The organism is Peribacillus deserti, from assembly GCF_016909175.1.
In the GTDB taxonomy this organism is placed as follows: Bacteria; Bacillota; Bacilli; order Bacillales; family DSM-1321; genus Paraperibacillus; species Paraperibacillus deserti.
Map to the genome: position 1 here is coordinate 1 of NZ_JAFBFI010000040.1, position 12577 is coordinate 12577.

The window sequence follows — 12577 nt, forward strand, 5'->3', positions numbered from 1 at the left end:
CGCAAATCACTTGAAGAAGTGAAAGCGAAGCTAGAAGAATTAGGCTTAGGTTTAAGAAAAGACGATTGATCTGATAGATAATCCGGTCCTTTCCTGACCAGGCTAAATAGAAAATGACTTCAATAAAGGAGGGAATCTCTCAATGGGTTACAGAAAGTTAGGACGCACTAGCTCTCAACGTAAAGCTTTACTTCGTGATTTAGCAACTGACCTAATCGTAAGTGAGCGTATTGAAACAACAGAAGCTAAAGCAAAAGAATTACGTTCTGTTGTTGAAAAAATGATCACTTTAGGTAAACGTGGTGACTTACACGCACGCCGTCAAGCTGCTGCATTCATTCGTAACGAAGTAGCTGATGCTGAAAAGGGCCAAAATGCTCTTCAAAAATTGTTCAGTGACATCGCTCCTCGTTATGAAGAACGTCAGGGTGGATACACTCGTATAATGAAAGTAGGTCCTCGTCGCGGAGACGGAGCACCAATGGTAATTATCGAGTTAGTTTAATAGCCATAAAATAAAAAGGGCGGGACAGTTCCAAACTAACTTGTTCTTTGCCCTTTTTTCTTATAATGGTAAATTAACTGTTTATTATGTAAAATGCAATACGCTAATAGAGTGTTACGATGACCGGAAAATATGCGGCCCGTCTAGCTCTCGCACCCCTCCAGCTTTCATAGGATGAAAGTGTAAAAGTGGTCTTATTAGTAATAGGATGCTTCCTAAGCTGTTCTTAATCTACCGGGAATTTTTTTCTTGTGGAAGGGGTGCAGCGTTTTTTTATATCCTTTTTTAATTGATAGATAGGTTTTTTAATCTTAGCTTTCAAAAATTAATGGTTACTTTTTCGCGCTTAATGTGCGGGTGTAATCCCTGTTTTTCATGGATCTTCAAACAAGCAGAGATGAGAATAGCAGAGGCAAGAGGAGGAGAGCTCATGAACAATGCTCTGGTGCAATTAGAACAAGTAGCATTTAAATACGAGGGCCAGGAAAAGAACGCAGTTGATTACGTCTCTTTCGATATATATGAGGGAGAATGGTTAGCGATTGTAGGGCATAATGGGTCAGGTAAATCTACTCTGGCAAAGCTCTTGAATGGTCTTTTATTTCCCCAATCCGGGCGTATAACTGTACAAGGGCAGCCTTTAACAGAGGAAACAGTCTGGGACGTCAGAGGGCAGATTGGAATGGTTTTTCAAAATCCTGATAACCAATTTGTCGGTACTACGGTACAGGATGATGTGGCTTTTGGTTTAGAAAACGCTGGGATAGCCAGGGAGGAAATGCTCGTCCGTGTTGAGGATGCTCTTAAACGAGTAAACATGGAACAATTTCTTAATCAAGAGCCGCACCATCTATCAGGCGGGCAGAAGCAAAGAGTAGCTATAGCAGGAGTTTTAGCATTAAGGCCACGAGTTATTATTTTGGACGAATCTACTTCTATGCTGGATCCTAAAGGCAGAGAGGAAGTCCTTGTAACGGTGAGGGAACTTATGAAAGAACGGGGAGTAACTGTTCTCTCTATCACTCATGACTTGGAGGAGGCTTCCCGTGCAGACCGCATGATAGTTATGAATCAGGGTTCCGTTTACAGTGAAGGAACTCCTAGAGAAATATTTCAGCTTGAAGAGGAGCTGGTCAAGCTTGGGCTTGACATTCCTTTTTCCATTAAAATGAGCACCCTTTTACAAGAGCGGGGAGTAAGTTTATCCCAAACCCATCTAACAGACGAAGAGCTGGTGAATGATTTATGCAGATTAATCTCACGAATGTAGAGCATAAGTACCAAAAAGATACCCCTTTTGAGAGGTTAGCTTTAAGGGAAGTTAATATCGACATACCTTCTGGAACTTATCTTGCTATAATTGGACACACTGGTTCTGGAAAATCTACTTTGCTTCAGCATCTTAATGGTCTGTTGAAACCTACTAAAGGTTCTGTCCATATTGGAGAGTATACTCTTGCGGCTGGTAAAAAGGAAAAGAACCTTCGAGCCATCCGCAAAAAGGTAGGGATCGTCTTTCAATTTCCAGAGCATCAGCTCTTTGAAGAAACCGTATTAAAGGATATATGTTTTGGACCTATGAACTTTGGGGTTTCAGAAAAAGAGGCCATAATGCTTGCAAAGGAATCACTTCACAAGGTTGGACTTTCCGAAGACATTCTGGACAAATCCCCTTTTGATTTGTCTGGCGGACAAATGAGGAGAGTTGCTATAGCGGGTGTTCTTGCTATGAAACCAGAGGTTTTGGTTCTTGATGAGCCGACAGCCGGCCTTGATCCAGGAGGACGAAAGGAAATAATGGATCTTTTTTATGATATTCATAAGGAAACCAAAATTTCTACCATCTTAGTTACACATAGCATGGAAGATGCTGCTAGTTATGCTGATGAAATTGTGATTATGCATAAAGGTACAGTGTATGAGACGGGCAGTCCTAGAGAAATATTTTCACAGAGTGATCAGCTTGTTTCTTTAGGGTTAGATGTGCCCAATACGGTCCGTATGCAGCTAATGATCGAGCAGCAATGCGGCAGGAAGCTGGATCAAATATGCCTTACAATGGACGAGCTGTCTGAGCAAATTGAAAGTCTCCTAAAAAGGGGGGTTCCAAAATGATGGATAAGATGATTTTTGGGCGCTATGTTCCTGCTGAATCTCCGATGCACCGGCTGGATCCCCGTGCTAAGCTGCTTATGGTATTTATTTTTGTTTTCATCATTTTTTTAGCCAACAATATTGCGACTTATGTGGTGATTGGTGCATTTACGCTGCTAATCCTTAACATGTCAAAAATACCTGCGGGTTTTTTAATCGGCGGATTAAGGCCTGTATTCTACCTCATTCTATTTACTTTCTTCCTTCATCTGTTTTTTACGAAGGAAGGCGACCTGCTGTTTAAATGGAATTTTATAGAAGTCTATGAAAATGGGCTGCGCCAAGGAATTTTTATTTCTCTAAGGTTTGCTTTTTTAATATTGATTACATCTATATTAACGTTGACAACTACTCCTATCTCTATAACAGATGGATTAGAAACCCTATTTAATCCCTTAAAAAAATGGAAACTGCCTGTCCATGAATTAGCGCTTATGATGTCTATCTCGCTCAGGTTTATCCCAACATTGATGGAGGAAACTGATAAGATCATGAAAGCACAGGCGGCAAGGGGAACTGAATTCTCCACAGGCCCGATTAAAAATAGAATTAAAGCGATCGTTCCCTTATTGATTCCTTTATTTGTCAGCTCGTTTAAAAGAGCGGAGGAGCTTGCAACCGCTATGGAATCAAGAGGGTATCGCGGCGGTGAGGGAAGAACCAAATATCGTTTGCTGAAATGGGAAAGTAAAGACACGATTCTTTTAGCCGCGATAATGGTACTGACCGTCCTATTATTACTATTAAGATCTTAATGGAGCTATAAAATGGGAAGATTAAAATGCAAGATTATGTATGATGGTACTCATTTTTTCGGCTATCAGGTTCAGCCTGAAAAAAGGACGGTACAGGGAGTCATAGAAGGTGTTTTAACTCAATTGCATAAGGGTGCTCCTGTCCGAATTTCAGCTTCAGGCAGAACCGACGCTCATGTCCATGCCAGAGGGCAGATCATTCACTTTGATTCTCCTTTGCAGATCCCTGAAGAAAATTGGCTGAGAGCCTTGAACGCTATGCTTCCAGAGGATATTTCCGTGGTTCATATTGAAAGAGTACATTCAAGTTTCCATTCACGATTCGATGCTTCAGGTAAGGAATACCGGTATTTTGTGAATCTCGGAAAAACAAGAGATCCTTTTAGACGAAATTATTCGTATCATACAGGTTACCGCCTCGATTATGCAGCTATGAGAGAATCATTACAGTATCTAATAGGAACTCACGATTTTACCAGCTTTTGCTCAGCTAAAACGGAAGTGGAAGACCGTGTAAGAACGATTAGTGAAATTGAGTTCTTTGAATGCGACGATGAACTTGTATTTCGGTTTGTCGGCAATGGTTTTCTTTATAATATGGTGAGAATATTAGTCGGAACGATTCTAGAGGTTGGTACGGGCAGAAAACATGCAAGTGTGATGAAAGAGATCTTGGAAAAAAAAGACCGGAGCTATGCCGGCAAAACGGCACCAGGACACGGATTATATCTGTGGGAAGTCTTTTATAATTAATTTTTTTACCAGAAGATTCGGCTGGAGGATAAATCCTAGTAATATCAAGGGATTATCTGTTTTTATGACAACTAATCCTGGTGTAACATTTTCTTGACATTCCGTCCTAAAAATTATATCATATCATAGGTATGATATTTAAACCCCACGTTAAGCCCCGGAAGACTTTACGTGATTGAAAATAAATATAACCAACGATTTAATAGGAGGGTAACCATGCGCACGACATTTATGGCGAAAGCAAATGAAATTGAACGTAAATGGTTCGTTATTGATGCTGAAGGTAAAACTTTAGGTCGTCTTGCAAGTGAAGTAGCAGCTATCTTGCGTGGAAAAAACAAGCCAATATTTACACCGAACGTTGATACAGGTGATCATGTAATCATTCTCAACGCTTCTAAAGTAGAACTTACAGGTAAGAAACTTACAGATAAAATTTACTACCGTCACAGTATGCACCCAGGCGGTTTAAAATCTAGAACGGCTCTTGAAATGCGTACTAACTACGCTGAGAGAATGATCGAGCTTGCTGTGAAAGGCATGCTTCCAAAGAACTCTCTAGGCCGTCAAATCTTTAAAAAATTACACGTATACGCTGGCAGCGAGCATCCACACCAAGCTCAACAGCCTGAAGTTTACGAACTACGCGGATAATTAAGGGAGGATATTATAATGGCACAGGTACAATATTATGGCACTGGTCGTCGTAAGAGCTCCGTAGCACGTGTACGTTTAGTACCAGGCGACGGACGCATCGTAATCAACGGCCGCGATATCAATGATTATATTCCATTTGAAGCTTTACGTGAGGTTGTTAAACAACCACTTAACAACACAGAAACAGTTAGCAGCTATGACGTTCTTGTATCTGTACAAGGCGGAGGCTACACTGGCCAAGCTGGCGCAATCCGTCACGGAATTTCCCGTGCATTGCTTCAAGCTGATCCTGAGTTCCGTGGATCACTTAAATCAGCTGGACTATTAACTCGTGACGCTCGTATGAAAGAACGTAAGAAATACGGTCTTAAAGGTGCACGTCGTGCACCTCAGTTCTCAAAGCGTTAATTTTTCGCTTTCAAAAGGCTCTCAGTCATATTGGCTGGGGCCTTTTTTATGTTTATTAGTCATATTTAGACCACTTGTGACCGTGTATACTGCTTTATGCCCTGCTGAATCTACCTTTTGATGAATCCCGCAATTATCGCAGGATTTCCCGCAATAATAATAAAAAGACCCGCAGTTATGCTGATTCTTCCCCCAATCTAGGCTGCTATTAAACGGTAAACATGATTTCTGGGTTCGCTATTAACAAGTTTTTGTGTGCTTATTAGGAGAAACTATACCCATTCTACCTTCAGTCTATAGTATGGTACACTTTAGGAACGAATGGGATGAAAACAGAGGTGTTCAAACTTGAAAACAGTATTGGTAATTGGAGGCGGAGTCACAGGGCTTTCCACTTTATATGAGTTGAGTAAATGGAAAAAAGAAAATCAATCCGATATAAGACTTGTCCTTGCCGAGGCTTCTGCACAGCTTGGCGGCAAAATTCATACCGTTAAGAATGTTGGTTTTATGATGGAGGCGGGTGCAGACTCGATAGTTGCCCGTAAAGCAAATGGAATGAATTTTATTCAGGAGCTGGGCTTAGAAGAAGAAGTAGTATATAACGCTGCTGGCAGGTCATTCATTTATAGTGATGGAGAACTGAAACTGATTCCCGCGGATTCTGTATTTGGTATCCCAGCGAGTGTAGAATCACTTGCGAAAAGTACTCTTGTATCTGCAGAGGGAAAAGTCGAAGCCTTGAAGGATTTTTATACAAAAAACGAAGACTTTACAAAGAATGATTCTATTGGCGTATTTTTAGAGCACTTTTTCGGAAAAGAATTGGTTCAAAAACAAATCGGACCAGTGCTTTCCGGTGTCTATTCTGGGGATCTGGAGGACTTAACGATCGCATCTACTCTTCCCCAAGTATTCGATTACAAGGAAAAGTACGGAAGTATTATAAAAGGTTTTAATGAAAACAGGAAAGTTTGGCAAAGCGGCGGCGATAGAAAATTCCTATCATTTAAAGGCGGCCTAGGAGCGCTAATTCAGGCTTATGAAGAAGATCTGCACGGCACAGAAATTTTCAAAAATACAAAAGCTGAAAAAATTGTAAAAGCAGCTGACCGATATGAGGTTGTTTTTTCAAATGGAAAAAGCGTGGCAGCAGACCATGTTGTCCTAAGTATTCCACATAATGCTGCTGAACCATTGTTCACGGATCGGGCCCTAAAAACAGAATTTACTGGCCTAAAAAACAGTTCGCTTATCTCAGTATATATCGGGTTTGATATACCAGACAGCGAGCTTCCGGCGGACGGAACTGGTTTTATCACGGCAAATACCGATGAATTATCATGCAATGCCTGCACATGGACAAGCCGAAAGTGGAAGCATACATCGGAAAGCGGTAACTTGCTTGTAAGACTTTTTTATAAAAGCAGCCATCCTTCGTTCTCGATCTTAAAAGAAATGAGTAAAGAGAAACTTCTTCAGACTGCATTGGGTGATATTAAGAAAAGCCTTGGTATTACGGCAGAGCCTGTTGTAAGCGAAGTAACCATTTGGAAGGAAAGCATGCCAAACTATTTAATTACCCATCCGCAAACGGTAGAAATACTTGAAAGCAGGCTGGCTGAAAATTATCCGGGAGTCTGGCTTGCAGGCAGTTCGTATTATGGTGTTGGTATCCCCGACTGCATTGAAAACGGAGCAATTACCGCGAAGAAAATTACTGAGAAGTTATAAAAAATAATCCCCTATCAGCAATGAAGGGGATTGTTTTTTTTCAATTTGCCTAAGGGGAGTTAAGGTCTCTATCGTATTACTGCTCTATTCAGCATAGACGAAAGCCAAAAAACAGCCTGGTTTATCACAAATTTTATTATCCCCAAATACACGCTGAATTCCCCCTTAAAAAATTCCCAAAGCGGAAAATCCTCAATATAAGAATTACACGAACCTTCAAGCAGAAACTAACTCCATAGTATTAACGGCAGCCGGTGCAGATTGAAAAATTTAGTACTGGTTAGCCGGCAAAGAGGTGCTTTATGAATGTGATTACCACATTAAAGGAGAAGCAAAGGGAGAAACAGGTTAAATATGAAAGGAAAGTTCTGAGAGAGCTGTCCATTGATCAATTAAAAAAGAGGGTTCAGCAGCAGTTTGGGCATAACCGGCTCTTCCAGCTTTCTTTTTCTCAGGTACTCGAAGAAGGATGCTATGATGTAGCGATTGAGGCTTATCTTCTTGGTGCTCACTTTAGTAAATTTGGATATTATGGTGAAGATGCCAGTTCAGTTAAAAACCGCTGTCAGGCCGAGGAAAAGCATTTGATTGATACTCTGTTTAATTTTGTTCTTTATTGGGGCAAGGCTGAGCAGCAGGATTATATCAGTGAATCACTTTATTATGAATGTGAGCAATACGTCGATTCCTGGTGGAAGGACGGCTTCCAAAAAGGTCAGAAGATGTATAAGATGAGACTTCATTAAATTAAACCGGGGTTCTAAAACCTTCGCTCGTCCCATATTTTTTATCATATAGGGATGAGCGGGGGTTTTTGTATTGAAAAAAAAGTGGAAATACAGCGGAATCGCGATTGGTATAACTTTATTATTTTTAATCATAACGTTTCAATTTATAGATAAAGATTCGTGGAGTCCATGGAGTCTGCCGCTGTCAGGAAAGATTATTGTCATTGATCCAGGGCATGGAGGTGTAGACGCAGGAGCCAACAATGGGCCTGTATTAGAAAAAGAAATTGCACTGAATGTTTCAAAAAAGGTAAGGGATTACCTTCAGGAACAGGGTGCATTAGTCCTCCTGACTAGAGAGGAAGATAAGGATCTGGCAGATAGAGATACAAAAGGACTTAGAGCACGCAAACGAGAGGATCTAAGAAATAGAGTGAAATTTATTAATGAGTCACAGGCTGACTTGTATATAAGTATACATCTAAATGCCTTCCCATCCACAAAATGGAGCGGCGCTCAAACTTTTTATACATTGAGATATGAAGAGAACAAACGTGTAGCTAAATTCATTCAGGCAGAGCTTAAAAGGAATCTGGAAAATACCTCTAGAGAAGCTAAAGCTATGCATTCACTCTATTTAATAAAGAAAGTAAATAAACCAGGCGCTCTAGTAGAAATAGGCTTCCTTTCCAATCCATCTGAACGTGCAAACTTACAAAGTGATATTTACCAGGAAAAAGTGGCCGCTTCGATTTATAAAGGGATTTCCCGATATTTTACAGAGGAGTACATCAATTGAACCTAGAACTTATAGAAGCCCCATGTCACCCGAGCAATGGATTTAAAGAATTCAGAACATATATGATATACTGAATATGGAAACGAATTCACAAAGGCGGTGCTGGAATTGTTAACAGAACAACAGGTAAAAGACATTTTAAAGGGTTTAAAGGATCCTTTTCTACATAAAACGATAGATGAACTTGATGCCATTGAGGAAGTCAAAATAAAACCGGAAAAGAATCATGTGAGTGTCAAAATAGCTATAGCCAAAACAGGAACAAGCGAGCAGATGCAGCTGCAGACAGTCATTGTTGATTTACTGAAAAAAGCAGGGGCGGCTTCTGTGGGAATCCGTTTTACAGAGCTCCCGGAGAATGAGCTGCAAAAGCACCGCAGTTCTATGCCGCAAAAGGATCTTGGTTTATTATCTCCAGAATCTAAAACTAAGTTTATTGCTATTGCCAGTGGTAAAGGCGGTGTAGGCAAGTCGACGGTTTCAGTTAATCTTGCAACATCGCTCTCACGGCTAGGGAAAAAGGTCGGTCTAATTGATGCAGATATATACGGATTTAGTGTACCGGATATGATGGGGATCACGCATCGTCCAGTCGTACGCGGAGATAAAATCATACCGGTGGAACGTTTTGGCGTTAAGGTAGTTTCCATGGGCTTTTTTGTAGAAGATAATTCGCCAATCATCTGGAGAGGTCCGATGCTTGGGAAAATGCTGAACAGCTTCTTCACGGAAGTCGAGTGGGGCGACATAGAATATCTCCTGCTTGATCTGCCTCCGGGTACAGGAGATGTGGCTTTGGATGTACATTCCATGCTGCCGGCCTGCAAAGAAATCATTGTCACAACTCCGCATCCCACAGCGGCATTCGTAGCGGCCAGGGCAGGAGCGATGGCTATTAAAACGGAACACGAAGTGATTGGCGTAATTGAAAACATGTCTTACTTTGAGAGCAAAGTAAGCGGAGAAAAAGAGCATGTATTTGGTAAAGGCGGAGGAGAGAAGCTTGCAGATGAACTAAATACGCTTGTTCTTGGACAGCTTCCCCTTCAGCAGCCTGATTGGAATGAAGAAGATTTTGCTCCATCTATTTATGCTGAAGATCATCCAACTGGAAGAATTTATATGTCCATCTCAGAAAAAATTATTGAAATCCTAAATAAGTAATACAAAAAACGCCTCGTTCATAATGAGGCGTTTTTGTTATTATTGACCTCCGCCGCCGCTCTGTCCGCCCGCGGCTTGACCTCCGCCCTGCTGTGCGCCGCCTCCCTTAGGCTTCGAAGCAGGCATTTCTTCCGCAGCCTTAACGATAATATCTTGCATTTTCACTTTAAATAAAGGGCTATCCATCGTTTCCAGCATTACCTTTTGGACGCTTTCCCTATATTTTTGGCTTTGAAGAACCTTTAAATATTCACTGCTGAGCTGAGGATCCTGCATGAGGCCGAGAATTTGTTTACGATAGGCCGGATCTTTCATCAGATCCTTTAACAGCTGCTCATGTTCCCCTTTTAAGCTTTTTGCATAAGCAGAAGCAAATTTTGGATCACTGAAGTTTTTCTGCCAGAAGCTTTTACTTTTATCTGTTGTAAAGTTTTTCTCAATTGTATTAGTCACTAATTGGTCATCTAGCACAAATTGCTCTCTCATCTTGGGATCGGCAAGAACCTCCTGAAAAGCCTTCTTTCCATCCTCAGATTTGATAATGTCCACGACCATTTTTTTGGTTTCTTCGTAGTCTACTTTCTCCTCGTGATTATTGCCCTGGGCTTGATTACAGCCTGTCAAAGCAAGAAAAAAAGAAGAGAGAAGAAGAAGCAAGGCTCCGCTTTTCATTTGGAAACCCCTTTCTTGTTGTCGTATGTATTTAATATAAATCTTTCTAATAAAAATTATTCCCTTCATGAATAGGCACCTAGATTTTTCTAAGGCTGGTTGGTACAATCATGGGAGTAAAAGTATTAGAAATAATATATGGGGGATATAGAAAATTGAATAGCCGAAACCTCGTTAGATTGTTACTGACAACATTACTATTAGGAGGATTATCTGCCGTAATAGTTGGATTAGCAGCCAGATGGACGGAGCTTGGACCGCTTTTAAGCAAAGGGGCCATTGGAGAATTGATGATGACCATTGTGTGGCTTCTTGGTCTGGGCTTTATATTTAGTGTGATCAGCCAAATGGGCTTCTTTGCCTATTTAACGGTTCACCGGTTTGGTCTTGGGATTTTTGGAGCAGGCTGGAAAGGTGTACAGGTTGTGCTGATTGCATTCTTGCTATTCGATTTAATCTACTTTGGTCCAGTATGGTTTGGAGAGGAAAGCGACAGGAGAGTCTATCTGGTATATAGTTTGTTTCTGTTAGCTGCAGGTCTTGCAGTTGGCTGGTATAAAGCTAAAATTACAAATAAAGCAGCCTTTATTCCGGCAGTCTTTTTTATGATTGTGGTCACGGTTATTGAGTGGGTGCCTGTCCTTCGTGCCAATGATAAAGATTGGATGCTGTTTATGCTGATTCCATTATTAATTTGCAATGCTTATCAGCTCCTCATACTTGGTGCTTTAAACACCCGGTCAAAACAAGAATTAGAATTGAAAAAGAATTAACCTTCAAACGGTTAATTCTTTTTTCAATGATTAAATTATGACGGCAGTTAATTCTAACTACTTTATTTCCTTGGTTTTTGTGCTGGAGTTTGCAATCATTTCTGATACACTAACAAACTTCAGGTTCTTTGATTGTACAGTATTGATGATCTGCGGCAGGGCTTTGGCTGTTTGTTTTGCGGAATCAGATGCGTGCAGTAAAACAATATCACCCTCTTCAACATCCTCTATATTTGTTACTATCTCCTGCACGCCGGGATTGGTCCAATCCTTAGAGTCAAGGCTCCAATGAACTACTGTATACCCATAGCGGTCTCCTACCTTTAATAAACGCTGATCAAAATGACCGGTTGGGGAGCGGAGTAATTCAATATTTTTAACATTTAATTTCCGGAACACATCCTGGGCTTTTGATATATCTCGGGCAATCTCCTGTTCTTCCATATTCGTATAATCCTTATAGCCATAGCCTAACATTCCGATTTCATATCCCTGTTTTACAATTTGTCCAACCAGTTCCGGATGTCTTTCGGCCCACGATCCTGAAAGGAAGAAAGTAGCTGCCCGGACCTTTTCCTGTTTTAAAGTATCCAATATTGGTTTTGCTTTAACATCACCCCACCCAATATTAAAGGTTAAGGCAAGGTCCCGCTCTCCCTTATAAACTGCCTTAGGCCCTGTCATCGTTGAAAAAACGGAAAAATTATTCAGGGATTGAACGTAGAGAAAAACTGCAGTGAAAAAAGCGATCACTATAATAAACGTATACTGCTTTATTTTTTTGGCATTCGCCGCTTGAAAATAATACAAAGCTATCACCTCGTCCATAGACTCTTGTCTCATCCTATGCTTGTTCCGAACACTTATGACAAAATAATTTAATTCGAAGACATAAAACAGGAAATTCAGGAGAAAAATAGGAGAAAAATAACAGAAGGTGACAAGATGCTAGGGATGTTAATAAACGATAAAGAAGTACGAGAAATAGAATATTTAATCAAAAGAGAGATGGATGAGATTCTTTTTGACCTTAAGGACGGAAGGATAGAGTACATAGTCAAAAGGTCAATGGAAGAAAGATATCAAATCCTTTTTGATTTGTTTAAACGAGTTGCTGCTCCTAAAGACTGTTTACTATATATGCGGACAGGAGAAAAAGGGAAAAGTAGATCAGGTGATAAAAAGGATGACAAAAAAAACAAGAAAAAAGTTATTGACTCATGATGGATACGCTGGTATAGTAATAAACGTTGCTGCGAAAACAATTTTAATTGTTAAGCGGTAATCAAATTTAAATAGTTGTTGACTCATGTCGCAGCTTTGTGATATATTAAAGAGGTCGCTTCTTGAGCGATTGACTAATATTGATGAACAATCTGCTCTTTGAAAACTGAACGAAACAAGACGCCAAGCGTATTTTTCTTTCGAGAAAATACAAAAACAAGTTTTAAACTTTTAAGAGCTATATCAAACAT

Annotated in this window: 15 protein-coding genes; 13 read left to right on the plus strand and 2 right to left on the minus strand. The window is 40.4% G+C overall.

Annotation, left to right across the window (positions count from 1 at the left end; translation table 11 throughout):
* Positions 1-142: 142 nt before the first annotated feature.
* The 11 genes from rplQ (at position 143) to JOC77_RS20695 (ending at position 9657) form a co-directional block, all read left to right on the plus strand.
* The gene (gene rplQ / locus JOC77_RS20645; protein ID WP_204548367.1) at positions 143-505 is read left to right on the plus strand and encodes a 50S ribosomal protein L17; all 363 of its coding nucleotides are present in this window, start codon (positions 143-145) and stop codon (positions 503-505) included.
* Between the two features lie 430 nt (positions 506-935).
* A complete protein-coding gene (locus JOC77_RS20650; RefSeq protein WP_204548370.1) occupies positions 936-1775 on the plus strand; it encodes an energy-coupling factor ABC transporter ATP-binding protein in 840 nt (279 codons plus the stop codon).
* Positions 1751-2620 (plus strand): energy-coupling factor ABC transporter ATP-binding protein, encoded by an 870-nt coding sequence (locus JOC77_RS20655; RefSeq protein ID WP_204548373.1) that lies wholly within the window; start codon positions 1751-1753, stop codon positions 2618-2620. Before JOC77_RS20650 ends, JOC77_RS20655 begins: the two co-directional genes overlap by 25 nt.
* The gene (locus JOC77_RS20660; RefSeq protein ID WP_204548376.1) at positions 2617-3414 is read left to right on the plus strand and encodes an energy-coupling factor transporter transmembrane component T family protein; all 798 of its coding nucleotides are present in this window, start codon (positions 2617-2619) and stop codon (positions 3412-3414) included. Before JOC77_RS20655 ends, JOC77_RS20660 begins: the two co-directional genes overlap by 4 nt.
* A gap of 12 nt (positions 3415-3426) precedes the next feature.
* Positions 3427-4167: a tRNA pseudouridine(38-40) synthase TruA gene (gene truA / locus JOC77_RS20665; protein ID WP_204548378.1), complete on the plus strand. Its 741-nt coding sequence runs from the start codon at positions 3427-3429 to the stop codon at positions 4165-4167.
* 216 nt (positions 4168-4383) lie between these two features.
* Entirely contained in the window at positions 4384-4821 is a 438-nt protein-coding gene (gene rplM, locus JOC77_RS20670; RefSeq protein WP_204548381.1) for a 50S ribosomal protein L13, read from the plus strand.
* An 18-nt stretch (positions 4822-4839) separates the two neighbouring features.
* Positions 4840-5232: a 30S ribosomal protein S9 gene (rpsI, locus tag JOC77_RS20675; RefSeq protein ID WP_204548384.1), complete on the plus strand. Its 393-nt coding sequence runs from the start codon at positions 4840-4842 to the stop codon at positions 5230-5232.
* Between the two features lie 348 nt (positions 5233-5580).
* Positions 5581-6966: a protoporphyrinogen oxidase gene (gene hemG / locus JOC77_RS20680; RefSeq protein WP_204548391.1), complete on the plus strand. Its 1386-nt coding sequence runs from the start codon at positions 5581-5583 to the stop codon at positions 6964-6966.
* A gap of 302 nt (positions 6967-7268) precedes the next feature.
* On the plus strand, positions 7269-7712 hold the full coding sequence (locus JOC77_RS20685; RefSeq protein WP_204548394.1) for a YbaK family protein: 444 nt from the start codon (positions 7269-7271) through the stop codon (positions 7710-7712).
* 73 nt (positions 7713-7785) lie between these two features.
* A complete protein-coding gene (cwlD, locus tag JOC77_RS20690; protein ID WP_204548397.1) occupies positions 7786-8493 on the plus strand; it encodes an N-acetylmuramoyl-L-alanine amidase CwlD in 708 nt (235 codons plus the stop codon).
* A 108-nt stretch (positions 8494-8601) separates the two neighbouring features.
* Positions 8602-9657, plus strand: coding sequence for an Mrp/NBP35 family ATP-binding protein (locus JOC77_RS20695; protein WP_204548409.1), 1056 nt, complete (start codon positions 8602-8604; stop codon positions 9655-9657).
* A gap of 39 nt (positions 9658-9696) precedes the next feature.
* Here JOC77_RS20695 and gerD read toward each other — a convergent pair whose 3' ends face one another.
* Entirely contained in the window at positions 9697-10329 is a 633-nt protein-coding gene (gene gerD, locus JOC77_RS20700) for a spore germination lipoprotein GerD (RefSeq protein ID WP_204548412.1), read from the minus strand.
* A 155-nt stretch (positions 10330-10484) separates the two neighbouring features.
* Here gerD and JOC77_RS20705 point away from each other — a divergent pair, with 155 nt between their 5' ends.
* Positions 10485-11102: a KinB-signaling pathway activation protein gene (locus JOC77_RS20705; protein ID WP_204548414.1), complete on the plus strand. Its 618-nt coding sequence runs from the start codon at positions 10485-10487 to the stop codon at positions 11100-11102.
* Positions 11103-11159: 57 nt separating this feature from the next.
* On the opposite strand, the gene pdaB is transcribed toward JOC77_RS20705, so the two are convergent.
* Positions 11160-11912: a polysaccharide deacetylase family sporulation protein PdaB gene (gene pdaB, locus JOC77_RS20710; protein WP_377336640.1), complete on the minus strand. Its 753-nt coding sequence runs from the start codon at positions 11910-11912 to the stop codon at positions 11160-11162.
* A 135-nt stretch (positions 11913-12047) separates the two neighbouring features.
* On the opposite strand from pdaB, the gene JOC77_RS20715 reads away from it, so the two are divergent.
* Positions 12048-12326, plus strand: a complete 279-nt coding sequence (locus tag JOC77_RS20715) for a hypothetical protein (RefSeq protein WP_204548426.1) — start codon at positions 12048-12050, stop codon at positions 12324-12326.
* Positions 12327-12577: the final 251 nt, after the last annotated feature.

Coding starts and splice junctions, on each gene's coding strand:
- truA (WP_204548378.1), top strand. CDS start 3,427: ATGGGAAGATTAAAATGCAAGATTATGTATGATGGTACTCATTTTTTC.
- JOC77_RS20660 (WP_204548376.1), top strand. CDS start 2,617: ATGATGGATAAGATGATTTTTGGGCGCTATGTTCCTGCTGAATCTCCG.
- JOC77_RS20650 (WP_204548370.1), top strand. CDS start 936: ATGAACAATGCTCTGGTGCAATTAGAACAAGTAGCATTTAAATACGAG.
- JOC77_RS20715 (WP_204548426.1), top strand. CDS start 12,048: ATGCTAGGGATGTTAATAAACGATAAAGAAGTACGAGAAATAGAATAT.
- JOC77_RS20655 (WP_204548373.1), top strand. CDS start 1,751: ATGCAGATTAATCTCACGAATGTAGAGCATAAGTACCAAAAAGATACC.
- rpsI (WP_204548384.1), top strand. CDS start 4,840: ATGGCACAGGTACAATATTATGGCACTGGTCGTCGTAAGAGCTCCGTA.
- rplQ (WP_204548367.1), top strand. CDS start 143: ATGGGTTACAGAAAGTTAGGACGCACTAGCTCTCAACGTAAAGCTTTA.
- JOC77_RS20685 (WP_204548394.1), top strand. CDS start 7,269: ATGAATGTGATTACCACATTAAAGGAGAAGCAAAGGGAGAAACAGGTT.
- gerD (WP_204548412.1), bottom strand. CDS start 10,329: ATGAAAAGCGGAGCCTTGCTTCTTCTTCTCTCTTCTTTTTTTCTTGCT.
- rplM (WP_204548381.1), top strand. CDS start 4,384: ATGCGCACGACATTTATGGCGAAAGCAAATGAAATTGAACGTAAATGG.